Origin of the sequence: Corallococcus sp. AB018 (assembly GCF_003986945.1) — a bacterium.
GTDB classification, from domain to species: Bacteria; Myxococcota; Myxococcia; order Myxococcales; family Myxococcaceae; genus Corallococcus; species Corallococcus exiguus.
The window spans coordinates 1-23,908 of record NZ_RAWR01000087.1 but is presented as its reverse complement, the minus strand read 5'-3'; the positions used below and the strand labels follow the sequence as shown (position 1 = coordinate 23,908).

Below are 23,908 nucleotides of genomic sequence, written 5' to 3'. Positions count from 1 at the left end.
CTGTACTGGCCGCGCGTCAAGGTGCTCAACCCCGCCCGCGGCGTCTACGGCAACGTGGAGCAGCTCGTCGTCCCGCCCTCCGGCATCATCGCCGGCGTCTTCGCGCGCAACGACGGCGCGCGCCCCGGCGGGGTGTACGACGCGCCTGCGGGCATCGAGGCCGGCCGTATGTTCGGCGTCCTCGGTTTCGAGACCAAGGAGGTCCTCGAAGAGAAGAAGCGGGACATCGTCTACCCTCGCCGCATCAATCCCCTCACCACGGGGCCCGGCCTGCCGCGCTTCATCGACGGCTCGCGCACACTGAAGGCCAGCGGCAACTTCCCCTACGTCGCCGAGCGCAGGGGCGTGTCCTTCATCGAGCGCAGTCTCAAGACGGGGCTGCAGTTTGCGCGGCACCGCAACAACACGGAGGGACTGCGCGCCCAGGTGCGGCGCTCCATTGCGGCCTTCCTCCTCGCCCAGATGAAGAATGGCGCATTCCGCAGCCAGGAGCCCGCCAAGGCCTTCTTCGTCGACGTCTCTGACGCCCTCAACCCACCGTCCGTCGTCTTCGCCGGCAAGCTGGTGGCCCGCATTGGGCTCGCCACCAACAAGCCCGCCGAGTTCATCGTCCTGCGCATCGCCCAAGACACCCGCGCCCTCGAAGCCGAGTTGGCTTCGGCGGGCCTGTAAGGAGACTGGCCATGGCCATCATCGGACAGCCGCGCAGCTTCCATAAGCGCTTCAAGTTCCTCGTCGAAATCGACGACATCGGCCACGCGGGTTTCCAGAAGTGCAGCGAGCTGTCCGTCGAGGTCGCCAACATCCAATACTTCGAGGGCGGCAGCCTCATCCCCAATAAGTCCCCTGGGCGCCTTACGTTCTCCGACGTCACCTTGGAGAGAGGCGCCACGCAGGACCATCAGCTCTTCGACTGGTTCCAGGACGTCGTCCACATGTCCAGCGGACTGGGTCTGCCGGATGGCCTCTACAAGCGCAACTCCGATATCGTCCAGCAGGATCGGGACGGCACCACGCTGCGCCGGTGGAGCCTGTCCCGTGCATGGCCGGTGAAGTTCGTCGCGGGCGAGTGGGACAACGAGAGTGACGAGAACGTCATCGAGTCCGTCACCCTCACCTACGACTTCTTCGAGTTGACGAAATAGCCTCGCGCCTTCGAGACATCCTCATTGCTACCCCCTCGCCTTCGAGCCGCCTATCAGCCACCCAAGGCCGAGGAACCCACACAGGAAGGATGCTCGAAGATACGGGATAACAACATTCACAAATCCATCATCACCAAGCGTTCCCGGCTCCAAAGCACCACGAAGGGCAGCCCCCACCTCCTGTATGCGACGACCAAATTCATCCAGATCGATAAGTGGGTCGACCGCATTACTCAGGGCACGATCCGCCAACTGGAAAATATTAGAGCCTCGAGGAGGCTCCGGAATCCTGGAAATACGCTCAGGGATCCCACCAGAGCCCGAGAGCACTGGAATCTTTGCCGGGACGCTAAATGCCATGCCGTGCGTCCCTGAAGCGACATAGGTGTACGCGCCATGCCCCGTCAGGGCGGAGGCCTCAACGAAGTTCGTCGCACCAACGAGCGAGCCCTGAACGGTATGCGTGAATAGGTCACCGAGCGTCCAAAATGAGGGCGACGCGTACACAACGAGGCCATTCAGGCCTAGCCCCTGGGCGCACTTCTCAAGCGCAGTTTGCTGGTGAGGAGTAATCCCATACCGAAAATAGGGCTGATTCCATTGGGCCCACTCGGATGCGTTCGACCTCTCCAAGAGAGCGGGCCTCTTGTACTGAAGAAAGAGATTCAGGTTGTAGTTCGGCAGAGGCGGAAGCGAACTTGCAGAAGGCCCCCACCACGACGCATTCAAGAATGAGCCACCAGGAGGTCCAGATGCCCCGCCCCACAACTGCCAGAAGCCCACGTTATTGGTCCACATTGCGGAGTCAAACCCAACTGCAGACTCCAGGACCTGCCCCGGGGCGTAGAGGTGAGTACTTCCCGCCAGCAACTGGGCATTAAGCGGTGCCTCGAACGACTTCTCTTCGAACTCCGCACGTGGCATGCGGCCAGCATAACCTCACTTCAAAAATCTATGTCCCCGATTTGCCGCCCGAGGCCTTTGTCCTTCCCGGAGGCAGGACGACATGGCGGACATCATCTCATGCCCCTCGGGGCTGACGGGCCGCATCCGCGGCATGAAGGTGCGAGAGGAGCGCGTCCTCGCGGACCGCAAACTGGCGAAGAGCGGCGGCCAGGTAGATGAACTGCTCTCCGCATGCTGGGAAGAGATCCTGGAGGCGGGCCCCTACGCCTTCGCAGACGGGCAGGTGGACTGGGGCCGGGTGCTGCAGGGGGACCGCTTCTTCGCGCTTCTCCAGGTACGCGTCCTCACCTACGGCCCCGAGTACGTCTTCGCCGTCCCCTGCCAGAATGCTGCCTGCCGCTCCCGCATCGACTGGGAGCTGGATTTGACGCAGTTGCCGGTGCGCGCCCTCGCGAACGACAGTCGCGCGGCGTTCATGGCCGGCAACCGCTTCGAGACGACGCTGCCCGACTCCGGCAAGCGCGTGCGCTTCAGGTTGCTGACGGGGGAGGACGAACGGCGGCTACCGCAGTTGCAGCGCGCAGCGCCGGAGAAGCTGCTGTCCTCTGTCCTCGCCTACCGGGTGCTGGACATCGACGGCGTGGACGCACGCGACAAGCGCCGCTTCCTCGAGGACCTTACCCTGCGCGACGCAGACTACCTCGTCGACGAGTTCGACCGCGTCGACTGCGGCGTGGACACGACGCTCGAAGTTGAGTGCCCCGAGTGCTTCCTGCGGCAGGAGGTGGAGCTCCCTTTCGACCGGGGCTTCTTCCTTCCGGGGCAAGCCCGGACAGCGAGGCGCCGGGAGCGCTCCACCTCTTTCCCGACGTGACGCTGGAGAAGTGGCGCGAGGGCCTCTTCCAACTGTGCTGGCAGCAGCACGGCGGCAGCGGCCTCGCAGCTCCCCTCGGTGACGCGCTGGAGCTGCCAACCTCGGACAGGGACTGGTTGCTCGAGCGCATGGGCCAGCAGCGCGCCCAGGAGGCCAAGGCGCTGGAGAAGGCCGCGAAGCGGAGGTAGCGCATGCTCAACAACCTCGGCTTGGGCTTCGTCTTCACGGCACGGGACTTGGCCTCCGCCACCTTTCAGGGGGTGGAGCGCAACTTCATGTCCCTCGACAGGCGCGTGGGGTTGGGCACTGCTCGGATTGAGAGCGCCTTCCAGCGGCTCGGCGTTGCCATGGCCCTCTTCACGGCGGGCGCCGTCACCATCGGCGCGTCGCTGTCCTTGGCCAACACCGCCGGCCAATTCGAGCAGGCTGTGGCGGGTGTAGCCGCCGTCTCTGGCGCCTCAGCCGAGGTGCTTGGGCAGCTACGAGACGCTGCCATCCAAGCAAGCCTCGCTACGCAGTTCACCCCCACCGAGTCCGTGCTGGGCCTGCGCGAGCTCACCCAGGCCGGCTTTAGCGCCGCTGAGTCTATGGAGCTACTGCTGCCGGTGTTGGACCTGGCGGGTGGCTCGTTGGGGGAGCTGACGCCCCAAGGCGCGGCAGGCCTCGCGTCGCAGGCGATGAAGGCCTTCGGCATCTCCACCGACAAGGCCGCCATCTCCGTCGACCAGATGCTCCAGGCCGTCAACGTCTTCGCGCTTAGCGCGAATGAGTTGCCCTTGGCCCTCGGCACCGCCGCTCGTGGTGCGCAAGCCCTCAACCAGTCCCTGCCCGAGACACTCATCGCCCTCGGCCTCGTGAAGAACGTCGTTCCCGGCGTGGAGCGCGCCTCCACCGCCGTGGCCGTTGCCATGGAGCGAATGGCGGATCCACAGGTACAAAAGCACCTGCGCGGCCTGGGCGTCGCCGTCACCGACTCCAAAGGCAACTTCCTCTCCTTCCTCGACATCCTCGACAAGCTGTCGCCCGCCCTCGAGCGCATGACGACAGCGCAGCGCTCCGCTTTCCTGCTGAAGGCCTTCGGCCGCGAGGCGCTCGGTGGTGTGAATGCCATCCTCACGCAGTTCTCCAACGGCATCCGTAAGGACACCGGCGAAGTCGTCCGCGGCGCAGCGGCCCTCAAGCACCTGCGCGATGAGTTCGAGAATGCGGGCGGCACGGCCAAGGCGTTCCGCGAGCAGATGCTGGACACCTTCGAGGGCCAGAAGACGTTGCTAGCCGGCAACCTGGAGACGCTGGCCATCGTCCTCGGAGAGCCCTTCAGCCAGGTACTGAAGCCCCTCGTCACCCTCGTCGCCAGCGCGGTGCAGCAGGTGCTGGGTGTCTTCCAGGCATTGCCCGGCCCAGTGAAGCGCGCCTTCGCGGCCTTCGCGCTCGGGGCTGGTGGCCTGGTTACCCTCGTCGGCGCCGTCATTGCCGCAAAGGTGGGCCTGGCGCTGATGGTGGTGGGTCTCAAGGTGCTGGGCCTCACGTTGGGAGGCCTCCTGGCCACGGTGCTGCCAGCGGTAGCCGCTGTTGCCCTCCTGGGCGTCGCCGTGGCCGGCCTCGCCTACGCCTTCCGCCACAACCTCGGCGGCCTGGGCGACTTCGTGCGGCGTGTGCAGGAGCAGGTGACGCTCGCCTTCCGCGGCCTCGCCCAGCTCTTCGAGGACGGGGGATTCTCCGGTGCGGTGCGGGAGGAGTTGGGCCGCGCGGAGAACGCCGGGCTGAAGGACTTCCTCATCAACCTCTACCTGTGGGGCCATCGCCTCCACAGCTTCTTCTCCGGCATCGCCGACGGCTTCTCCGCCGGACTGGAGGCCGCGCGCCCCACCCTCGACGCCTTCCAGGCGACGCTGGGGCGGGTGGGCGCAGCACTGGGCTTCCTCTCCGAGAGGGACGACGCGGCCACCGCCGCCGCGAAGTTCGCTGCCTTCGGCGCCTCCGGGGCCACCGTGGGGCGCGCCCTCGCCCGCGTCTTCGACTTCGTCGTCATGGGCATGACGGCCGGTGCCGAGATGGCCGAAGGGCTGGCGGGGCAGTGGGGCTACATGAAGGCCGGTGTCGACGTCCTCCTGGGCAGCCTCGCGCACCTGGGCCGCGTCCTCGGTGGGGCGCTCTCTGGCCTCCTGGGCACCAGCTCCGCCGCGAGGGACGGCAGCAGCATCTGGGTGGCCATGGGGCAAGCCATCGGGTTTGCCATCGGCAACATCACAACCGTCGTGGGCGTGCTGGTGTCCGCCGTCTCCCTCGTGGTGTCCGTGGTGGGAGGCATCCTCAACGCGGCCCTGGCGGCCTTCTCCGGCATCGTCGACGTCTTCTGGGGCGTGGTGTTGACGCTGGGCGGGGCCCTCACCGGCAACTGGGCCAAGGCGTGGACAGGGCTGCGGCTCATCGTCTTCGGCACGGTCGACGCCATCTCCGGCGTCCTCCTGGAGCTGGTAGGCGCCATCCTCGGTGTCGTGGACGCGGTGGCAAGCCTCTTCGGTGCGAACACCGGCCTCCAGCAGGCGCTGCGCACGGCCCGACTGGGTCTGCATCGGGACTTGTCCGTCGCCTTCGGCCTTGAGGACTCCACCGGCAGCGCCGCCGCACCCGCGTCCGTCGTCACCACCACTTCGCCCACCTCGCCAGTGGATTGGCCCCTGCAATCCTCATCCATGCCGGCGGTGGCGGCCCTCCAGGCCTCGCTGCCCCAGGCCGAGGTGCGCTCCTCGCAGCCAGCCTCGCATCCCAGCGCGCCCGTCCTCGTCAGCTTGCAGGTGGATGGCGAGGTCCTTGCCCAGGCCACGGCGCGCGCCGAGAGGGATGCCGCCTCCCGCAGCTTCTCCCCCATGCCGGCGTACTGAAAGGCGGGCCCCACGTGTCCATCGCTGCCGGCCTCGCCCGTCCTCCTCGCTGCCTCCTCGTGAATGTCCTCACCAGCGAGGCCATGGAGTGCCTCTTCAACCCCACGCAGCTCACCGAGAAGCTCCTGGTGAACTGGAACCGCCTGGCAGTGCCGGGCCTCTCCCACCAGGTGCTCCAGTTTCAGGGCACCTCCAACCGGCAGCTGGCAGGCGTGGAGTTCTATCTCGACGCCTTCTTCGCCACGCAGCAGGCCGACGCCTCCAACATCATGGAGTTCCGCGCCTTCCTGCGCACGCTCACCGTGCCCCCGGCGGGCACCGAGGGTGTGCTGGCGACAGCACCGCCGCGGGTCCTCGTTCTCTGGCCCGGCGTCCTCACCGTCGAGTGCGTCGTCGCCAGCGTGGAGTTCCAGTACCGCCAGCTCGCCGTGGACGGACGGGTCCTCGTCTACACCGCCACCGTCACCTTCGAGGAAGTGCTGGACACCCGCGTCACCTCCGAGCAGCTCCGTCAGGAGGTGCCGTAGTGGCTCCTCACGCCGGCAGCCGCTACTCCTTCTCCCTGGGCTTCCGGGACGAAGTGGGCCGCCTGCTGCTCACCGAGAGAGTCCCCTACGGCTTCCAGCCGCACACGGACACGCGCGTCCACCTGGTGGCGCAGGGCGACTCCCTCTGGGGCCTCGCCGGCCGCTACTTCGCGCCCCTCCCGCGCGCGTGCGGCTTCTGGTGGGCCATCGCCGACTTCCAGCCGGAGCCCATCATCGATGCGACGCTGGAGCTGGAGGTCGGGCGGCGCCTCTACATCCCCTCGCTGCGTGTCCTCACCGACGTCATCCTCAGCGAGCAGCGGCGGAGGGCCAGCGAATGACGCGGCCCCTCGACAGGAGCGCGCCTGGCGTGCGCCTCACGCTGCTGGCACACGAGAAGGCCCGCAGCGGTGAGCCCCTCTCCCTGGAGGGCCGTGTCCTCGGCCTCACCTTCGAGGACTCCGCGACGAAGGCCGACAAGCTGTCCCTCCAGTTGGACAACTTCGACCTGGCGCTCTTCGACAGGGCCGAGTTGGTGGGCGGCGCGGTGCTGGAGGTGTCCTGGGGCTACCCGGGCCTAATGGCCCCGCCGCGGCGAGTCGTCGTGAAAAAGATGAAGGGCTTTCAGGTGCTCACGGTCGAGGGCCAGGCGCTCAGCGCCCTCATGCACCGCGAGGCGAAGACGCGCACCTGGAAGGGCAAGACGCGCGCCCAGGTGGTGCGAGAGGTGGCCGCCGAGTACGGCTATGAAGAGGACTCCGTCCACGTCGAGGACACCGGAGAGTCCTTCGACACCATTCACCAAGCCGGGGAGACGGATGCGCGCTTTCTCCGGCGCTTGGCCGCGAGGGAGGAGTTCGAGTTCCACGTCGACGACAAGGGCCTCACCTTCGGCCCGCGCAACCAGGCTGCCGCGCCCACCCAGGTGCTGTGGTGGTACGCAGACGCGGGCCGGGGCGACATCCTGTCCGTCAACGTCGAGTCAGAGCTGGGCCGCCGCGTGGGCCAGGTGGGCGTCCGTGGCCGCGACGCCATGGCCAAGGCGACCATCGAAGCCCAGGCGAGCAGCGCCACCGTGGAGCGCACCACTCTCGCGGACTACCTCGAGGTGGTGGACAAGCGCACGGGCACCACGTCGCTGCAGCTCCGCAACAGCACGACCAGCGTCCAGCCCACCTCGGCGTCGACACCTGCCCAAGCCCAGCGCGAGTCCGAGGCCCGCTTCCGACGCGCGGAAGCCGGCACTGTGAAGCTGTCCCTCCAGGTGGTGGGCAATCCCTCCTTGCGCGCGAAGTCCGTCGTGGAGGTGCGCGGCATCTCCAGATTCCTCTCCGGGAAGTATTACGTCACCGAGGCGAAGCACGTCCTCTCCGCGTCTGGCTACACCACGGACTTGAAGCTGTCGCGCGACGGCACCGGACGCCGGCAGCAAGCCAGCCCCGAGAAGCAAGGCCAGCCCCAGGGCGGTCAGCCCAACACCGGCGCACCCGAAACGACTGGGGCACTGAAGGAAGTCGAGGCCTTCGAGCGGGACACCGGCACCCGGTACATCGAGTACCGCCGCGACGGGCAACCCATCGGTGTCGAGGACCCGGAAGCCGGAATGAGTCTCCCCAGGTAGCGAGCCCACCATGAGCACCTTCGACGACGACATCCTCGCCCATGACACGCGCCTCCTCGGCATGTACGTGGGCTACGTCACCAGCCGCGACGACGAGGCGCAGCTCGGCCGCGTCCGAGTGTGCATCCCCAGTGTCCTCGAGCCCGAGTCCGCCTGGGCCTGGCCCCTGGGCACCTCCGGGGGCGGCGCCAAGGGCACGGGCTTCTTCGCGGTGCCGCACGTGGGCGCGGAGGTGGCCGTCTTTTTCAATCAAGGCGACGTGGACGCGCCCTACTACCTCTCGGCGCACTGGGGAAAGCCGGGCGGCCAGAGCGAGGTCCCCGAAGAAGCTCAGGTGTCTCCGCCCGACAACCGCGTCCTCGCCACGCCCACCTTCCGCGTCGAGTTGGACGAGTCCGAGGGGAAGAAGAAGCTGAAGCTCACCAACCGGAAGACGGGCGACTGCCTCACCTTCGACGCGGAGGAGAACACCGTCACCCTGGAGGCCACCACCGCCCTCACCCTGCGCGCGGTCGGCGCCATCTCCTTGGAGGCCGCCCAGGTCACCATCGCAGGCCGTGTGGTGCGCCCCATCGCTGAGCCGATCTGAGGCCCGCATGCCATTGCCCATCTGCATCCACATCCCCCCGCTGCCCGAGGCGCCCACGCTCACCCTGCCTGGCGGCGCCACCCTGCAACACCACCAGCTCCTGCAGGCCGTCCAGCCGGCGCTCGCGCCGCTCACGCCCCTCTTCGACATCATCGGCGCGGTACTGGCCGTCTTCGAGGTCGTGAAGGCCATCCCGGACGCACTGGGGCCGCCGCCCGATCCGACAGCCATCGCCGCGGCTCTGCCGAACCTGGCCGAGAAGGTGTCCAAGCTGCTCCGCCTCGTCCCCCAGCTCTCGGTGCCACTCGCAGTGGTGGGCGTGATCGACATCGTCTTGGGTGAGTTGGGCCACGCCCGTGGCCAGCTCCTCCACCTGCAGCTGCGCCTGTCGAGCGTCGGGCAGGCCCGGCTGCGCGCCGCCCAGCTTGGAGACGCAGGACTCCTGGCGGTGGCCGGCTGCGCGGAGGCCAACGTCGCGCAAGAGGCCGCCAACGTCGGCAAGGCCCTGGCCGCCCTCTCCCAGCTTATGGCCCTCCTCAACGTCCTCCTCGGATTGGTAGGCGGCCCCCAAGTGCCAGACTTCTCCAGCCTCGAGGGAAGCGCCCTGGAAGAGGCCATTGCCCCCCTCGACGCCATCGTCCGCACGCTGCAGCAGGTGCGCGCGGCCATCCCTATTCCGTGAGGAGGATGTCATGAGTCGAGCGCTCCAGAATCTCCTCATCCCCTTCCGCAGAGACAGGAAGCGGGACTTCGCCGCGGGCACCGGGGCCGAGCTGCTCGCCTCGAAGGTGCGACAGGTGCTGCTGACGGAAGGCGCCACGCCCCTCTCCACAGGCGAGCTGCCCTGGCGCACCAGCTTCGGGGCCGGACTCTCGCGACTTCGGCACCAGCGCAACGACACAGTGCTGGCGGAGCTGGCGCGCGTGTACGTCCGTGACGCTCTCGCTCGATGGCTACCTGGCGTCCAGCTCGAGTTGCTCCGCGTCGAGCAGGCCGCAGCCACGCTGACGCTTCGTGTGCGCGTGCGCGAGGGTGACACGACGTTGGACTTCGACGTTCCCCTCCAGCGGGGTCCTTGAGTCGCGAGTAGCCACCGTGCGTCCACCTCACGCCGCAAACGCTGCTCATGTCCTGCTACATGCTCGTCAAACACGACTCGTGTCCTTCAGGCACGAGGGCGATCTGCCCCTTGTCGTGAATGTCCCAGCGCAACTTCGGGCGCCCATTCTTGGTCTCCCTCACGAAGGAGGCATAGGCGAGGACAATCCGGTCTTCCTCCCACGCGGAGCGGAACTTCGGCACCACGCTGTGCTTCACCCAGAAAGCTGCAGGGGAGCGGTCACGCGTGCGGATGTTGAGCCAATTCATAGCATTGCCATGGCTGACGCTATGTAACCGGCCCCACCACAGCATTGGTTCGCTTCCATCGTCCGCACCGTCAATCAGATGGATGGGACGGATGAAGTCGCGAAGTCGCCCCCCTGTCGCAAAGGGGTTCTCGAGCAGGGAGGGCAGGCTGTCCGCGATCTGCTGAACAGTAACCCGGGCGCTTGAGCGCGAGCGTGCGACTCCTGAAGCAACGCGCGGCCGAACCATTTTGCGTTCATGGTCGAGAGCAGAGCCCAGCTCGCCACCCATTCCACGCGGTGCTTCGCGGGCTGGCAGCCAAACGGGTACCAGCGTCGTCTCTGGCCCGGAAACAAAGGACGGGCGTCCTGATGGAGTGGCGCGGCGCTCCGTAGCGTTAGCCTTCGATGGACGCTCGGCACATAGAACATGGTCGTAGCCAGGGTAATGCGACAGTCGCGCTACGCGGCCACCGAGTGTCCGCACCCCGTCGGTGGGCGACCTGTAAACCGGCACGCCACACCGGCCGCAGAAGCAATGGTCGGCGTGCTTGGTGCCGATGTCCTCAATCAGGAGGCGGGTTCCCCGAAGTAGCACCTCGTCAGGTGTATGGCGTCGGAAGTCGAACGTCGGGCAGAACCACGCTGCATCCATGCTGGAGGGCCTCCTCACGTCGAAGGGAATTCGCACGCCAGTTGCTGCACCCCATCCTACCCTCAGTGGGAGCATTCCCCCCTTCAGGTAGGTCGGGAAACCGCACGCAGAGGGTCAGATGCCCCATCCAGTTGGACTGACTTACGGGGCTTGGCTGAAGCGAGCGAGGAGCGCCTTGACCCTGCTTGAGTGGCTCAACTTTGCTTCGTCGCACCGGGCCGACCCAAGCCATTGTCGGACCTCCGCCGCAGGGGCAGGTGCTGCCAACTGAATCAACTGGCCTCTTCGTGTCCGAGCCGCTTCGACGAGTTCCTGCCCGAACTCGTGGTACGGCCGAGGGTTGTGCAGCCGCCAGAGCCTCCGAATGGGGAGCGCAGTGCCCCACCGCTCGACCACATTTGGATACTGGCGGACCATCTCCGGATTTGCGATCTCGCGTGTGGAGGCGTTCGCGAGCACCGCCAGAGTACAAACAGCAAATACCCGGCCGCATACCTCAGCGGGGACCGGGCCTGCGATTTCCACGGGCTTGAGAGGAATGGCTAGAAGAACCGGATCGCCAAGGTGATAGCGGCGACCTGCCTCGGCTGCATCCTGAGCCCGTGGGAAGGCTAGAACGCCCCAGTCTTCCATGTCCGTCGCATAAACGTGCTTGAAGTGGATCGTGCCATTCGGCTTTATGTCCACGACGTATCCTCCGCCTGTTCGCAGGTGTAGAGCGACAGCAAGCTGCTGACTTACGGGACTTTATTGAATCGGGATAGGTACTGAAGTGCTGGAACCACGCAGAGGGGTGGCGTGGCGGCTCCCGACTCGAATCGCCATCCCTATGTCCCCTGAAGAAGTGGGTCCAAGGCCTTTGTCTCCCGGTGGAGGCCTTCGCCGACGTGCCACTTCTTCCCGCGTCCACCGACTACACCCACCGCGACTTCGACGCCCTACGCGCGCGCCTCATTGCTCTCGTGAAGAGCGTCTTCGCCGACTGGAGCGACTTCGAAGTCGCCAGCTTCGGCAATGTCCTGCTGGAGATGTACGCCTTCGTCGGCGACGTTCTTGGCAGCTACCAGGACAACCTCGCCCGTGAGTCGCGGATCTCCACTGCCACCCAGCGCCGCAACGTCATCGCCCTGGCGCGCATGCTGGGCTATCGACTTCATGGTGCCCAGGCGGCCACGGCCGAGGTGGAGCTGCGCTTGGCCCAGCCTCCCGCCGCCGCCGTCACCTTCCCCGCCGGCACCATCGTCCGCACCCAGGAGGTGACGGAGGCCGTCCGCTTCCAGTTGCTCTCGTCCGTCACCATTCCGGCCGGCGCCAACCCGCCGCGCATCCTCGCGGTGGTCGAGCACTCGAAGACGCACACCCAGCTCTTCGACGCCCGCGGCCTCGCAGACTTCGAGGCGCGCCTGGACTTCGCGCCCTACCTCGACGGCTCCGCCCGCGTGTCCACCGCCCAGGGCGCCTTCAGCGAGGTGGACACCTTCCTCAACTCTCGTCCCTCCGATGCCCACTTCCTCGTCAGCGTCGACCAGGGGGACAAAGCCACAGTCCGCTTCGGCACCGGCACCAACGGCCTACCGCCCGCTGGCACTGTGGCGGTGGTGTACAAGACGGGCGGCGGCGCGGCAGGCAACGTGGACGCAGGGCGCCTCGTCGTCGTCGAGGGGAGCTTCAGGGACGCCCACGGCCACGCCGTGCAGGTGTCCGTCTACAACCCCACCCCCGCCTCGGGTGGCGCGGACAGGCAGACGGTGGCTTCCGCGAAGCTGCTCGCCCCCGAGAGTCTCCGGGCCCTGACGCGCACCGTCTCCCGCGAGGACTTCGAGATCAACGCCCGGCGCCTGCCCGGCGTGGCGCGCGCCCTCATGCTGACGTCCAACGAGGACGCCACCATTGGCGAGAATGCCGGCATCCTCTACGTGGTGCCCCAGGGTGGCGGGGTGCCCACGCCCGCGCTCAAGGCCCAGGTGCTGCGGCAGGTGACGGAAGTCTATCCCTGCACCCTCACCTTCCAGGTGAGCGTCCAGGAGCCGGTGTACCGGCGCGTGGACGTCTCCGCCCGCCTCTTCTTGCGCCAGGGCGCTTCGGCCCAGGACGTCGCCTCGCGCGTCCGCCAGGCACTCGCCTCCCACTTCCGCGTCAGCGAGTTGGACGGCACGCCCAACCCGCGCATCGACTTCGGCTTCAACCTCAAGGACGCCCAGGGCTTCCCGGCCGGAGAGGTGGCCTGGTCCGACGTCTTCAACGTCATCCGCGACGTACCCGGCGTCCGGAAGATGGGGGACGCGCGCATGGACCTGACACTCAACGGCCTGCCCGCGGACGTGAAGCTGACAGTGCGGGAGCTGCCGGTGCTGGGCAGCGTTACGCTGCAGGACGGGGACACCGGAAGGCTGCTCTGACATGGCCCTCCTGAACCCCAGCTTCGAGGACGCGGGCGGCCACCCCGGCGAGGCAGCGCACTGGACGCTGACGGCGGTGACGCACCTCGAAGCCCTGGCGGGCTTCGGTGTGCCGGAGGAGGCGTGCGAGGACTTCGAGCGCTGGTACGTGTGGCGCGCCGCCCTCTCCGACGTCCCTGTGGCCCTCGCCTTCTTCTCCGGCCAGCGCGAGGGCTTCGAGTCCTTCTCCCGAGGTTGGGACAACGACGGCTTTCTCTTCGAGTTGCCGCCCGCGCAGCTCGTCCCGCACCGCTTCGAGGGGAGCGTCGTCGAGACGTGGGGCCAAGGGCCCTTCCTCACGGAATGGGTGGCCGCAGCTTCCGTGGAGGGCTTCTTCAGCGACTCGCCGCACGAGGACTTCGAGCAGCGATGGCACACCAACGAGGCCTACGCCTGGCGCTGGGAAGACGTGACGGCGCGCGTGGCCCTCTTCAATACGACGCAGCCCACCGAGGACTTCGACACCAGGTGGCCTCTAGCCGCCACGCAGTGAGGACACCATGTCAAGCGCAGACTGGACCTACCTCAATGGAGGACTCGACATCGCCACCGTGGACAGGGGCGTAACGGCGGGCATTGCCCGTCCCCCGGGCGGTGGCAACTTCCTCTTCGCCTTCAACTCCCTCTCCGCCGCGCAGGGCGCCGTAGCACTCTTCGCCAACCTCCCTGACTTCGCCCCCATGGCCAGGGGCGGGAGTATCCGCGGTTGCATCCAGCGCGGGCCCGGTGGAGGCCCTACCGGCTTCTCCCCCTTCCTCTTCCTCTGCGGCCAGGGCACCTCCGTCAACGACTCCGCCTACCTCCTGGGCCTCTCCGACGACGAGCCGCACCGGGTGGTGCTACGCAAGGGTGCGGTGGCCACGGGCCTGCCCGACGCGGACGGCCCTGGCGTCCTGCTGAAGTCCTCGGCCAGCTTCTCGCAGGGCACCTGGCTGCATCTGCGGCTGGACGTCATCGTCAACGCCAACGGCGACGTCGTCCTCAAGACCTACCAGAGTGATTTGGCCGCGCACCCGCTAGGCTCGCCTCCCGACTGGCAGCCCGTGCCAGGCATGGCCGACTTCATCGACGACGCCCTCGGCATCAACTCCGGCAGCCAACCCCTCACCTCCGGCCGTGGAGGCTTCGGCTTCGCGGTGCGGGACGTCACGCGCCGGGCCTACTTCGACTCGCTCGAGCTCTCCCGGCAGGTGTGAAGCCATGGCCCTCACCGCCTTCACCAGTCGCCTGGGCCTGGGGCAGGGCCGCATTCGGCCCCAGCGGGCCACGCCTGCCTCGGGCGAGTACCTCTTCGTGCTCGGAGACGAGGAGCCTGGGCGCCGCTTCGAGTTGGCCCTCGGGGACTTCGCCGAGGTGACGCAAGCAGTGGACGTCACCAGCGTGGAGCTGGTCCGCACCGCTTTGCGCCTCTGTGTGCCTCCAGGCGTCCCGGCGGGCCTGGCCTGGGAAGCGTCCCTCGTCGTCGACGGGGTGAAGTACGCCCGCTGCCTCGGGCGCTCCGGCCGCGAGCGCCTCGTCACGGACCTGGTCGCCAACGTCTCGAAGCTCTCCGGTGTCCACACGGTGGGCGTCCGCCTGGAGTTCGTCTCCCCGTGAGGTGTCGCTATGGCCACGGTTGAGCTGCCCGCCCTCTACGTCGACACCGTCTCCCTCGTCGCCGAGACGCGCCGCCCCCTCCTCCTCAACCGCGCTCCAGGCCCCGGGGAGGAGGACGTCCCCGTCGATGCCGCGCTGGAGCTGGAGCTGGTGGACGTCGGCACGGACGGCATTGCCCGAACGGCCACGCGCGTCTGGGTGGACGGAGTCCTCGCCTTTGCGGGCGGGGACAGCGTCGAGGTGCAAGCCGCCTTCGTGGGGCCTCTGGCGGAGGTGACGCAGACGGCGGACACCCTGCGTGTGGTGCTCCACCCCGCGGTGCCGCTGGCCAGCCAGGCCACCGTCTCCGTCCGCGTCGTCTCGGCCACGGCCGGCGGCGAGCACCTCCTCGACGAGACGTACACCTTCACCGTGGAGGACAGGACGGCCCCACGCCTTGTGGGTGCGCAGGCCGCGGGGCCCAAGTCGGTACGCCTCGCCTTCGACGAGGACGTGCGGGTGCCACCCACGGCGCGCTTCACCTTCACGCCTCGCGGCGCGCCCGCAGTCCCAGTGGCTTCCATCGAGGACGAGGTGGACGGCCCCCTCGTCCACCTCGTCCTCGACACGGAGCTGACGCCGGACGTGGTGTACGAAGTGCGCGTGGAGGGAGTGACGGACGCGCACGACAACCCGGTGCTCGCCCCCTACCACCGCGCCGCCTTCTCGGGCTTCCGTCCAGCGCGGCCGCCCTCCCGGGGCTTCCAGCTCTGGGACATGCTGCCCCGCCACAACCGCCGCGACGACGTGACGGGCGACCTGCACCGCTTCATCTCCTGTCTGCAGGAGGTGATGGACTTGCTGCTCTCCGACTTGGACGCCTTCCCCGGCGTCTTCGACCTGGAGCGCGCGCCGGAGTCCTTCCTGGACGCCATCCTCCAGGACTTGGGCAACCCCTTCGCCTTCGAGCTGGACGTCCTCGCCAGGCGCCGCCTGGCCGCAATCCTCGTGGAGATGTACCAGCAGAAGGGCACAGCGCTGGGCCTGCGCAACGCCATCCGCTTCTTCCTCGGCATCGAGGTGCGGGCCATCTCCCCCTTCGCCTCGGACACCCTCGTGCTGGGCGAGTCCGAGTTGGGGGAGGATTGGGTGCTGGGGCCCTCGGAGCGCTTCGCCCGCTACGCCTTCAACGTCGAGGTCGACCGCCTCCTCACACTCGCGGAGCGCCAGCGCCTGCGCACCCTCGTCGAGTACCTCAAGCCCGCGCACACCCACTTCGTGGACCTGGTGGAGCCCCTGCCGCCCATTCTCCCCGAGCACTGGGAGCTGGGCCTCAGCGAACTGGGCGAGACGACGACGCTGCACTGACGTCCGCCCGGCCTGTCCCCGATTCCTCGCGCCCTGCCTTTGCCCTCCACTGGAGGGTGCAGACATGAGCAACAGGCTGGATTTTTTCTTCAGGCAGAAGGTGACGGAGGCCGAGTTGGACCTGGCCTTCTCACAGTTGGAGCAGGCGGACCGTAACCTCGCCTCGGATTTGGGCGTCCACGGCGTCATCTCCGGGGCGGTGCCCGCGCCGCACTCCCCTGTGCCCAACCTCTCCGTCGACCTGACGGCCCCGGGCCGCGCCTACGACAACCTCGGCCAGCGGATCTTCTTCGGCACCGGGCAGACTGTGGACTGCGCGGTGGACGTCTCCGGCATCCCCACCGACGTCTCCACGGCCGGCAGCGAGAGGTGGCTGGGCATCTTCCTGCGCTTCACCCGCCTCCTGTCCGAGCCGCGCACGGACGGCAACTCCCAGCAGGTGTACTTCCGCCGCGACGAGTCCTTCGAGCTGTTGGTGCGCCAGGCCCCGGAGGGCCCCGTCGGCCAGGCGCCCAAGCCCGCCCTCCAGCCCGACGAGTTGCTGCTGTGTGACGTCCGGCGCCGCCCCGGGCAGACGCAGCTTCTCGCCGCGGACTTGGACACCTCTCGCCGCCAGGCCTTCATCTTCGCGCGGGGTACCTCCGTGGCTGTGGAGAGCGGCGCCTGGGACATCCTGAGCCCCGGCGCGAAGACGGTTCAGGCGACGCTGGACTCGGTGGACGGCGAGTTCGCCGGGCACTTCTCCGGCGACACGCGGAGACACGAGGCCAGTGCCGTCGACTACGCGCCCCACGGCTTCATCTCCTCCACCACCGTGCAGGAAGCCGTGGACGAAGTCGTCGACAAGCTCTCCTCGGCCGTCGCTGGCACGCCGGGCGCCTCGCGCGTAGGCGCGGATGCGGTGCCTGGCACACCCAACCTCCTGCCGGCGGGCACCGTGGATGCGCAGCTCTCCTCGCTGCTGAGCTTCGTCAACGCCCACCAGGGCGCGGCGACCGGGGCCCACCACGCCAGCGCCATCGGCGCTTCGCCCCACGGCTACGTCAGCAGCACCAGCGTGCAGGCCCAGTTGCAGGAGGTCGTCACCCGCCTCGGTGAGACGACAGCCGGAAGCCCCGGGACGTCTCGCGTCGGAGGAGACACGCTCGCCGGGACTCCCCACTCCCTCGCCGCTGGCAATCTGCGGCAGCAGGTGGCCGCGCTGCTGGGGTTCCTCAACGGACACGTCACCCAGGGGGCGGGGGCCCACGCAGCCTCCGCCGTCTCCGTCGCGGACACGGGCGATCTCCTCACGGCAGGTACCGTCGAGGCGGCCCTCAACGAAGTCCTCGGGGCCTTCAGCGGTGGGCACTTCCGCGGCAACGAGACAGCGGCAGGCCAGCACAAGGCCATCGTCCAGCCCGTCCTGGGCTCCGGTCGCGTCCTGCTCTTTGACTCCCGGGGTGCTGGCAGCTCGGCCTGCCGGCTGCGCCTCTTCGCCGACAACGCCTCCGTGTGGTTCACGCTGAATGCCAACTGGAATGGCACCGCCTGGGCCCGGGACGACACCGCCCTCTCAGCTGGCGGCTTCCGCCTCTCACGCAATGAGGCCGAGTTCCTCCACGACAACAGCATGGCCGCCACCTTCTCCTCGTGGACGCGCACTTGGAGGCTGTCCATGGGCACTGCCGCCAACAACTCCGCCTTCGAGTTGACGGGCAGTGGCCTGCGCGAGGAGGGCCGCTTCGGACTGGAGTACTGCAACAGCGACACCGTCGCGCATGACTTCCTTGCTGGCGGCGGCTCGGTGACGTTCCGCAGTCGCTTTCCCACCGCGCCCTCCTCCATCACCTTCACCCCCTACGCCACCGGCGGCGGCTTCGCCGGCAATCCCACCATCCTGGTGCCGGACCGGGACGGCTTCGCCTTCTACAGCCACCAAACCATCCCCGCGCTTGGAGCCACGTACTGGTTCGGCGCGTACATCGCCATCGCCTGAGGATTCCATGGCCCTCCTCGAAATCGCCGAGACACACGTCCTGCAGCGTTGCACGCGGTGTGACAGCAACAACCGCTCCGCCCTCGATTCCCTGGAGGTGGGCGTCTCCCGCCGTGAGGACGTGGACGACGGCCTCGTCCAACTTCCTCCATGCGCTTCTTGCCGCTCCTCCGAGTTCCTCATCCGCGCGGCCGAAGGCGAGCCGGAGCATCCAGCGCCTGGCAGCTTCGGCCACCTGCACCGGCTCCTCGTCGGCCATCTCCACGCCGAGCTCGTCCAGCGCGGGCGCCTCCACAGGGCGCTCAAGCCGAAGGGGGGCACCGCCGCGCAGGTGGTGACGCAGCCCCTGACACAGGAGGCTCGGGAGCGCTGGTTCCCTCGGGGCCTGAGAATCGAAATGCCGCCCGACGAGCAGCCCCGCGCCCCAGAGGACTCCAGCCAATAGCCATACACTGCCAGCAAAAACAGAGGACACCTTACGCCGGCCGCGCCCCGAGGCGCCCCAAATCCCTCTCCACTCCTCTTGCTATGCCTCGCAAGCAGAGCGTGTATGTCTTCGCGCGCTGCCCACTGCGCGCCAGGAGACGCGCATGGTCATCGGCCTCGACACCACTTACCTCGGCAATGAAATCCCCGGTCTCAACGGGAAGAAGGTCCGTATCTTCGCCGTGTTGCGCGGCGGACTCCGCCCGGACGCCGACCCGGATTCGAACGACTACTACGCGGACACCGACGAGAAGCTGGCTCGCCTCGGCGGCGTCACGGCCGAGGACCGCATCGACGCGGCTCCCGTCAACTGGAATGGCAACACCAGCTTCGTACATGTCGACCCTCGCGCCATCGACCTTGAGTGCTTTGCGCACCTGAAAAAGCCTCGCGGAGAATGACTTGCCACACACGAAAAACAGAGCGCGTATGCCTCACGCGCACCACCCAAGGCGCACGGACGGACGAAACAATGACACCCCGCAAGTCCCGCCCTGTCGGCACCGCGAAGCCCGACCCGGCCCTCGAAGAGACCCTTGAGCGCATCGCGCGCGAGACGCTGAACATCGAAACCCTAAAGACACGCAATAGCGACAGCCTCGACTTCCACGAAGTGGCGGTGTGGCGCCTGAAGGAGGCCCTCAATGCGGCCTACCAGGCCGGCCTGAGCTCCGCCAGCAGCGCCCGCAGCAAGTAGCGCCTCCTCTCACCACCCACGCCCCGCGTAGCAGGGCAGCAGCGCACGAGGGCCACCGGGCCGCCCTCGTGAACGGCAGACGTGTACCCACGGCCCGGAAAGGAAAACACCACCATGTCCCGCACCACCGCCCCGAAGACGAAGCTGGAGTCCATGAACCTGACGGAGCTGCGCGCCCGCTACCTCGAAGTGGTGGGCGAAGAGACGCGCAGCCCCAACAAGAAGTACCTCATCCGTCGCATTGAGGAGACCCTCGCCGCGAAGAAGCGGCGTAGCCCCACCCACCGGGCGACGGCCACGCCTCCCAGCGCACCTCCGGCGCCTGCGCCACAGGCCGCCTCCACGACGGACGTCACGCAGCATGCCCACGGGCGCGGACGCTTCGCCGGCATGTCCGTCCAGGAGCTGCAGGCGAAGTACCTTGAGGTCGTCGGACGGCCGACGGGCAGCAGCGACGTCGACTACCTCAAGTGGAAGATTCGGGAGGCGGAGGCTGGGCGAGTCACCGTGGGCCCACGCCCGGAGCGCGAGGCGAAGGTCCGCGAGGACGGCAAGCGCGTCATCCCCCTCTCCTTCGACGCGGAGGCGCTGGCGGCCCTGGACAAGGCTTGGCGCGACGCGGGCCTTCCGAGCCGAACGCGCTTCTTCATGCGCGCAGTGCACCGCGAACTCAAGGCGATGGGTGCCACCGAAGCCGCCGCGCACTTTGCCCCGAAAGAGGGGTGAGGCCCGCCATGGCGACGAGGCAACAAGCCACCGAGGCTCGCGTGTCGGTGGCGCTTCGTAGGGCGCTCGCGGGGCGCCCACCGCCCAACACAAGGGCGACATGCCTCACGCCACCCGAAGGCGCAAGGGAAGAGGCCCCTGCAAAGGCATACCTACTCCCAAACACAGGTCACAAACCACCACAGAGGACTTGATACACCCGCCGACCAGAGCGCGTATGCCTTTCGCGACGGGCAACAAAGCACCGCGCCAACCCACAGGAACACCGATTATGAGCGCCACGGCCTCCCCCTTCCACGTTGTCCCGATGAAGGTGATTGAGTTCAGCAGCGCCGAATTGACCCTGAACCTCGGCAAGAGCCGTTCCGGCACGCCCCAGCCGCAACTGGACATCTTCCTTCCGTCCGGCGCCACCCACCGGCAGATGAGCGCGTTGCTCCACACCTTCGCCGCCAGCCTGGAGCTGAACACCCCTGCCAGCGAGCGGTGGATCGTGCAGAGCGAGCGCCTCTCGGAGCCGAACCGCGGTCGCATCTACCTGGAGCTGGCCGAAGGGGACCATGCCGAGGCCATGCGCGGGATGATGCTCCTCAACACCCTGCTGGGCTGAGCGGTGCAAAGGGGAATCCGCGTCGGAGCACCGCGCGGATTTCCCCGTCCCGCCTGCCGAGGCAATCACACACGCTGGAATTCCGCCTACCGCCCCCAAGACGGGCGGACTGGCCACGCTCCTCCACAGGCGCCCGGCGCGAAACCCCGCGTGTCCTCGCGACTATCCAAGACACACCCAAATCCGCCTTCCTGACCGTCGAAGCGGACTTGCTTCATTCGCACACCAGAGCGTGTATGTGTTTCGCGACGGGCGGCGCAGCCCCGCGCGAATGCGAGAGGCAAACCCCATGAAGACGCTCCGGTTTGGGATTGAGATTGAGACGGTTGGCGCCAGCCGCCAGAAGCTGGCCCACGCGATTCAGGGCGCGGTGGGTGGGCAGGTTTCCGGCGACTACCGGGGCTGGCAGGTGACGGACGCCCAGGGCCGCACTTGGAAGGTGGTGCCGGACGGCTCGCTGAGCGGGGGCGAATACAGCGGCGAAATCGTCTCCCCCATTCTCACCTACCAGGACATGGACGCCTTACAGCAGGTGGTGCGCGCCGCGCGCGAGGCCGGCGCCCGCGCGGACTCGTCGACAGGCATCCACATCCACGTCGACGGCAGCCGCTTCGACGCCAAGGGCGTCACCAACCTCGTGAAGATGGTGCACAAGCAGGAGCGCCTCCTGGAGACGGCCCTCGGGGTGAGCGCGGCGCGACTGGCCCGGTACTGCCGGCCCATCGACGCGGCCTTCATCCAGCGGCTGGAGGCCCGGCGCCCGCGCACCCTGCAGGAGGTGAATGAGGCTTGGTACGGACGCCGCAACCTCTCCCCGCAACGCTACGACCAGAGCCGCTACCATGGCCTCAACCTCAACAGCCTCTTCTTCCGAGGCACCATTGAATTCCGGTACTTCAACGGCACGGTGCACGCGGGCGAGGTGAAGGCCTACGTCCAACTGGTGCTCGCCCTGGCCGCCCGGGCCCTGGCCTCGAAGGCCGCCTCCAGCAAGCGCCGCGATTTCAACCCCGCCACCGCGAAGTACGACTTCCGGGTGTTCCTCCTCCACCTGGGCCTCATCGGCGAGGAGTTCAAGACGGCCCGCACCCACCTCCTCAAGAAGCTGGAGGGCAGCGCAGCCTGGAAGGGCCAGCGCCGCGACAGGCGCGGCTCGGGAGGGGAGGAGGACGGCTCGCCCGGCAGCGAGGGCACACAGGGCGGCAGCAACGGCGCCCAGGGCAGCACCCATGAGGCCCTGGCCGCCTGAAGCGGCCTCAACGCCGGGCCCCCTCGGGGCCCTGGTCAGCCACGACAACGGCGGGCCACGCGCCCGCCTTCCACGAGAGAATCCCCATGCTCTACTTCGCCTACGGCTCCAACCTCGACAGGGCCCAGATGCGCACGCGCTGCCCTGGCGCCACCGTCGAAGCTCGGGCCACCCTGCCCGGCCACACCCTCGTGTTTGGCGGGTACAGCCGCCGCTGGGGTGGTGCCGTCGCCAGCCTCCAGCGCGTGCGCGGTGCCCACGTCGAGGGGTTGCTGTATCGCCTCACCCCGGAGGACTTGCGCGCCCTCGACGTCTTCGAGGGGCACCCCTTCTCATACCGGCGCTCCACGCGACTGGTGGCGGACAGGACCGGCCACCGCCGCCGCGCGTTGGTGTACCTCCAGCCCGAGGCGCGCTTCGAATCCTGGCCTCCCGCCGCCCGCTACTTCCTCGTCCTCTGGCACGCCTACGGGCGCCTGGGCTTCAACCGTGCCGCGCTCGCGGACGCCCTGGGTGGTGCGGCGTGAAGCGCGCTTCAACCTCAGCCACGCGCGTCTTCGTCTACGGGACGCTGCTGTCTGGCCAACCCAACCACGGCCTCCTGCGTGGCGCACGCCTCATCGGTCCGGCGCGGACACGTCCCCGCTTCACCCTCTACGACTACGGGCCCTTCCCCGCTCTCTCGGCCGGGGGCAAGCACGCCGTCAAAGGAGAGGTGTACGAAGTCGACGCGCTCATGCTGGCTGCGCTCGACAGGCTCGAGGGCCACCCTCGCTTCTACCAGCGCACGTCCATTGCCCTCGACCGTGCCGGCCGCGTCGAGGCATACCTGCTTCCCAAGGAGCGGTTGGCTGGCCGCCCCATCATCGAGTCCGGTTGCTGGCGTCGGCACCTGAAGGAGAGGAAGTCATGGTAATTGTCATGCGCGACGGGCGTGTCCTCCAGGGCACTGCCGTCCAAATCGTGAAGGGAATGCAGGACATCGCCTTCGGCGTGGAGCGCTTGTCCTTGGGCGAGTACATCAACTGGGTGGTAGGCAACGCCCAGCGCTTCGAGTCCACCGAGTTGCGCGTACAGGGCGAAACCGACGAGGAGAAGGCCGCCTCGCTCGTGGATGAGATGCTGCGTGAGGGCCTGGCGGCGCGGGGATGAGTCAGGCTGTCATGGCATGCCCATGCGGCCTGAACCCATCCGCCCGCCAAAGGCTCCTGTTTCACCGGATGTTTCACACACGGCTGGAAAGCGCGCCTCATGCGTGGTGCTCGCCACTGCGGAGAGGCAGCTTTCGCGCAGCGAGCAACTCACTCCCGCAGTGCTTCCTGCACCGGAGTATTAGCGCACAGCGAGTCTTGGGTCTCCGCGAGCTTTAACACCTCCTCGGCGCCAAGCACGTGCAGCACCGCGGTCTCTGCTCGTCGGTACTCCGCTTTCGCCCTTTGTCCCCCAAGGCGCCCCCTCCTCCACTTAAGCACTGCTCGACTACGACACATGCCCAGAGGATGGTAATCATCACCCGCCGTCCCAACGCGCATTCGCCCCGAATACACAGCAATGCGATCAAAGCCACGCATGCACAAAATCCCGCGCACTCCCATTTCGAAGGCTCACGGCGCACCTCCCTCCACGAAGGAACCGCTGCGCCCGTCCGCTCGGAAGCCCACGGGCTCTCTTGAGTCGTCCTTCCGCGCCGCCCTCGATGAGGAGGTGGCGCGCCCAATCGCCAGCCTCGTCGCGAGACTGGCCCAGGTGGCGAAGCGCCTCGCCCCGGGGCCCCAGCAGGCAGCGTCGCGCCAGCACCCAAGCCACGACGCAAGGCCTCTGCCCCCCGCGCAACCGCAGCGCCCGCTCCCGCTCCCGCTTCCCGCGCCTACGGCCAGGGCATGCGCCGTCATCGGATGCAAGCGCCCCCACCGTAGCCAGGGCTACTGCGCGGCGCACTACCAGAAGCGGCGCCTCATGGTGGCCACGGACCGCCTGCACTCCGCTTGGGTGGAGGACGCCGCGCCTCACAGCGTCCCCGAAGTCATTCTCCCGCGCGGACGCAGGCCCAAGGCCGACGCCGCGCCTGCTACACCGCCCCCCACCGTCACCCCGGCCCCTCGCATGTGGGTGCGAAAGAAGGGGGCAGCAGGCGCGGACGGCACCTCCGAACCTGGGGCGCCAACGCCAGTTGGGCAACCGGAAACGAGTCTCCTCGCGTCGGAGCGCGAGCGCGCCACGGCCACCGCCCAGC

27 protein-coding genes are annotated in these 23,908 nt (G+C 67.9%); 26 read left to right on the top strand and 1 reads right to left on the bottom strand.

Annotation, left to right across the window (positions count from 1 at the left end; all coding sequences use genetic code 11):
• Window positions 1-21: 21 nt before the first annotated feature.
• From D7Y11_RS19680 to D7Y11_RS19630, 11 genes are all read left to right on the top strand, one after another.
• Window positions 22-672: a phage tail sheath family protein gene (locus D7Y11_RS19680; RefSeq protein ID WP_158629168.1), complete on the top strand. Its 651-nt coding sequence runs from the start codon at window positions 22-24 to the stop codon at window positions 670-672.
• Window positions 673-683: 11 nt separating this feature from the next.
• A complete protein-coding gene (locus tag D7Y11_RS19675; RefSeq protein WP_126934458.1) occupies window positions 684-1,145 on the top strand; it encodes a phage tail protein in 462 nt (153 codons plus the stop codon).
• A gap of 1,006 nt (window positions 1,146-2,151) precedes the next feature.
• Window positions 2,152-2,925 (top strand): hypothetical protein, encoded by a 774-nt coding sequence (locus tag D7Y11_RS19670; protein ID WP_126934457.1) that lies wholly within the window; start codon window positions 2,152-2,154, stop codon window positions 2,923-2,925.
• Complete coding sequence (locus D7Y11_RS19665; protein WP_126934456.1) at window positions 2,922-3,113, top strand: hypothetical protein; 192 nt, start codon at window positions 2,922-2,924, stop codon at window positions 3,111-3,113. Before D7Y11_RS19670 ends, D7Y11_RS19665 begins: the two co-directional genes overlap by 4 nt.
• 3 nt (window positions 3,114-3,116) lie before the next feature.
• Window positions 3,117-5,810, top strand: a complete 2,694-nt coding sequence (locus D7Y11_RS19660; RefSeq protein ID WP_126934455.1) for a phage tail tape measure protein — start codon at window positions 3,117-3,119, stop codon at window positions 5,808-5,810.
• Window positions 5,811-5,824: 14 nt separating this feature from the next.
• Window positions 5,825-6,337 carry a peptidoglycan-binding protein gene (locus tag D7Y11_RS19655; protein WP_126934454.1) on the top strand — a complete coding sequence of 171 codons (513 nt, stop codon included), beginning with the start codon at window positions 5,825-5,827 and terminating at the stop codon, window positions 6,335-6,337.
• On the top strand, window positions 6,337-6,678 hold the full coding sequence (locus D7Y11_RS19650; RefSeq protein WP_126934453.1) for a hypothetical protein: 342 nt from the start codon (window positions 6,337-6,339) through the stop codon (window positions 6,676-6,678). The genes D7Y11_RS19655 and D7Y11_RS19650 overlap by 1 nt, the downstream gene beginning before the upstream one ends.
• Complete coding sequence (locus tag D7Y11_RS19645; protein ID WP_126934452.1) at window positions 6,675-7,958, top strand: phage late control D family protein; 1,284 nt, start codon at window positions 6,675-6,677, stop codon at window positions 7,956-7,958. The genes D7Y11_RS19650 and D7Y11_RS19645 overlap by 4 nt, the downstream gene beginning before the upstream one ends.
• A gap of 10 nt (window positions 7,959-7,968) precedes the next feature.
• Window positions 7,969-8,547, top strand: a complete 579-nt coding sequence (locus tag D7Y11_RS19640) for a phage baseplate assembly protein V (protein ID WP_126934451.1) — start codon at window positions 7,969-7,971, stop codon at window positions 8,545-8,547.
• Window positions 8,548-8,554: 7 nt separating this feature from the next.
• Window positions 8,555-9,229: a hypothetical protein gene (locus D7Y11_RS19635; RefSeq protein WP_126934450.1), complete on the top strand. Its 675-nt coding sequence runs from the start codon at window positions 8,555-8,557 to the stop codon at window positions 9,227-9,229.
• Between the two features lie 10 nt (window positions 9,230-9,239).
• A complete protein-coding gene (locus tag D7Y11_RS19630; RefSeq protein WP_126934449.1) occupies window positions 9,240-9,626 on the top strand; it encodes a hypothetical protein in 387 nt (128 codons plus the stop codon).
• 55 nt (window positions 9,627-9,681) lie between these two features.
• On the opposite strand, the gene D7Y11_RS19625 is transcribed toward D7Y11_RS19630, so the two are convergent.
• On the bottom strand, window positions 9,682-10,185 hold the full coding sequence (locus tag D7Y11_RS19625) for a hypothetical protein (RefSeq protein ID WP_126934448.1): 504 nt from the start codon (window positions 10,183-10,185) through the stop codon (window positions 9,682-9,684).
• A gap of 1,232 nt (window positions 10,186-11,417) precedes the next feature.
• Here D7Y11_RS19625 and D7Y11_RS19620 point away from each other — a divergent pair.
• The 15 genes from D7Y11_RS19620 to D7Y11_RS19550 all read left to right on the top strand — a co-directional run bounded on the left by D7Y11_RS19620 (window position 11,418) and on the right by D7Y11_RS19550 (window position 22,827).
• Window positions 11,418-12,947: a baseplate J/gp47 family protein gene (locus D7Y11_RS19620; protein WP_199753751.1), complete on the top strand. Its 1,530-nt coding sequence runs from the start codon at window positions 11,418-11,420 to the stop codon at window positions 12,945-12,947.
• Window position 12,948: 1 nt separating this feature from the next.
• Entirely contained in the window at window positions 12,949-13,479 is a 531-nt protein-coding gene (locus tag D7Y11_RS19615) for a hypothetical protein (RefSeq protein WP_126934446.1), read from the top strand.
• 7 nt (window positions 13,480-13,486) lie between these two features.
• Complete coding sequence (locus tag D7Y11_RS19610) at window positions 13,487-14,182, top strand: hypothetical protein (protein WP_126934445.1); 696 nt, start codon at window positions 13,487-13,489, stop codon at window positions 14,180-14,182.
• Window positions 14,183-14,186: 4 nt separating this feature from the next.
• Window positions 14,187-14,582, top strand: coding sequence for a hypothetical protein (locus D7Y11_RS19605; RefSeq protein ID WP_126934444.1), 396 nt, complete (start codon window positions 14,187-14,189; stop codon window positions 14,580-14,582).
• Between the two features lie 9 nt (window positions 14,583-14,591).
• The gene (locus D7Y11_RS19600) at window positions 14,592-15,929 is read left to right on the top strand and encodes a phage tail protein (RefSeq protein ID WP_126934443.1); all 1,338 of its coding nucleotides are present in this window, start codon (window positions 14,592-14,594) and stop codon (window positions 15,927-15,929) included.
• 64 nt (window positions 15,930-15,993) lie between these two features.
• Window positions 15,994-17,907, top strand: a complete 1,914-nt coding sequence (locus D7Y11_RS19595; protein WP_126934442.1) for a hypothetical protein — start codon at window positions 15,994-15,996, stop codon at window positions 17,905-17,907.
• A gap of 7 nt (window positions 17,908-17,914) precedes the next feature.
• A complete protein-coding gene (locus D7Y11_RS19590) occupies window positions 17,915-18,352 on the top strand; it encodes a hypothetical protein (protein ID WP_126934441.1) in 438 nt (145 codons plus the stop codon).
• Window positions 18,353-18,497: 145 nt separating this feature from the next.
• Complete coding sequence (locus tag D7Y11_RS19585; protein ID WP_126934440.1) at window positions 18,498-18,794, top strand: hypothetical protein; 297 nt, start codon at window positions 18,498-18,500, stop codon at window positions 18,792-18,794.
• A gap of 71 nt (window positions 18,795-18,865) precedes the next feature.
• On the top strand, window positions 18,866-19,090 hold the full coding sequence (locus D7Y11_RS19580) for a hypothetical protein (protein ID WP_120582248.1): 225 nt from the start codon (window positions 18,866-18,868) through the stop codon (window positions 19,088-19,090).
• A 114-nt stretch (window positions 19,091-19,204) separates the two neighbouring features.
• Window positions 19,205-19,816, top strand: a complete 612-nt coding sequence (locus D7Y11_RS19575) for a DUF2924 domain-containing protein (RefSeq protein ID WP_126934439.1) — start codon at window positions 19,205-19,207, stop codon at window positions 19,814-19,816.
• A 271-nt stretch (window positions 19,817-20,087) separates the two neighbouring features.
• Window positions 20,088-20,426: a hypothetical protein gene (locus D7Y11_RS19570; protein ID WP_126934438.1), complete on the top strand. Its 339-nt coding sequence runs from the start codon at window positions 20,088-20,090 to the stop codon at window positions 20,424-20,426.
• Window positions 20,427-20,715: 289 nt separating this feature from the next.
• Entirely contained in the window at window positions 20,716-21,675 is a 960-nt protein-coding gene (locus D7Y11_RS19565) for an amidoligase family protein (protein ID WP_121755042.1), read from the top strand.
• An 86-nt stretch (window positions 21,676-21,761) separates the two neighbouring features.
• Window positions 21,762-22,202 (top strand): gamma-glutamylcyclotransferase family protein, encoded by a 441-nt coding sequence (locus D7Y11_RS19560; RefSeq protein ID WP_121755041.1) that lies wholly within the window; start codon window positions 21,762-21,764, stop codon window positions 22,200-22,202.
• Window positions 22,199-22,591, top strand: coding sequence for a gamma-glutamylcyclotransferase (locus D7Y11_RS19555; RefSeq protein ID WP_121755040.1), 393 nt, complete (start codon window positions 22,199-22,201; stop codon window positions 22,589-22,591). Before D7Y11_RS19560 ends, D7Y11_RS19555 begins: the two co-directional genes overlap by 4 nt.
• A gap of 5 nt (window positions 22,592-22,596) precedes the next feature.
• Entirely contained in the window at window positions 22,597-22,827 is a 231-nt protein-coding gene (locus D7Y11_RS19550; RefSeq protein ID WP_121755039.1) for a hypothetical protein, read from the top strand.
• The last annotated feature ends 1,081 nt before the right edge of the window (window positions 22,828-23,908 follow it).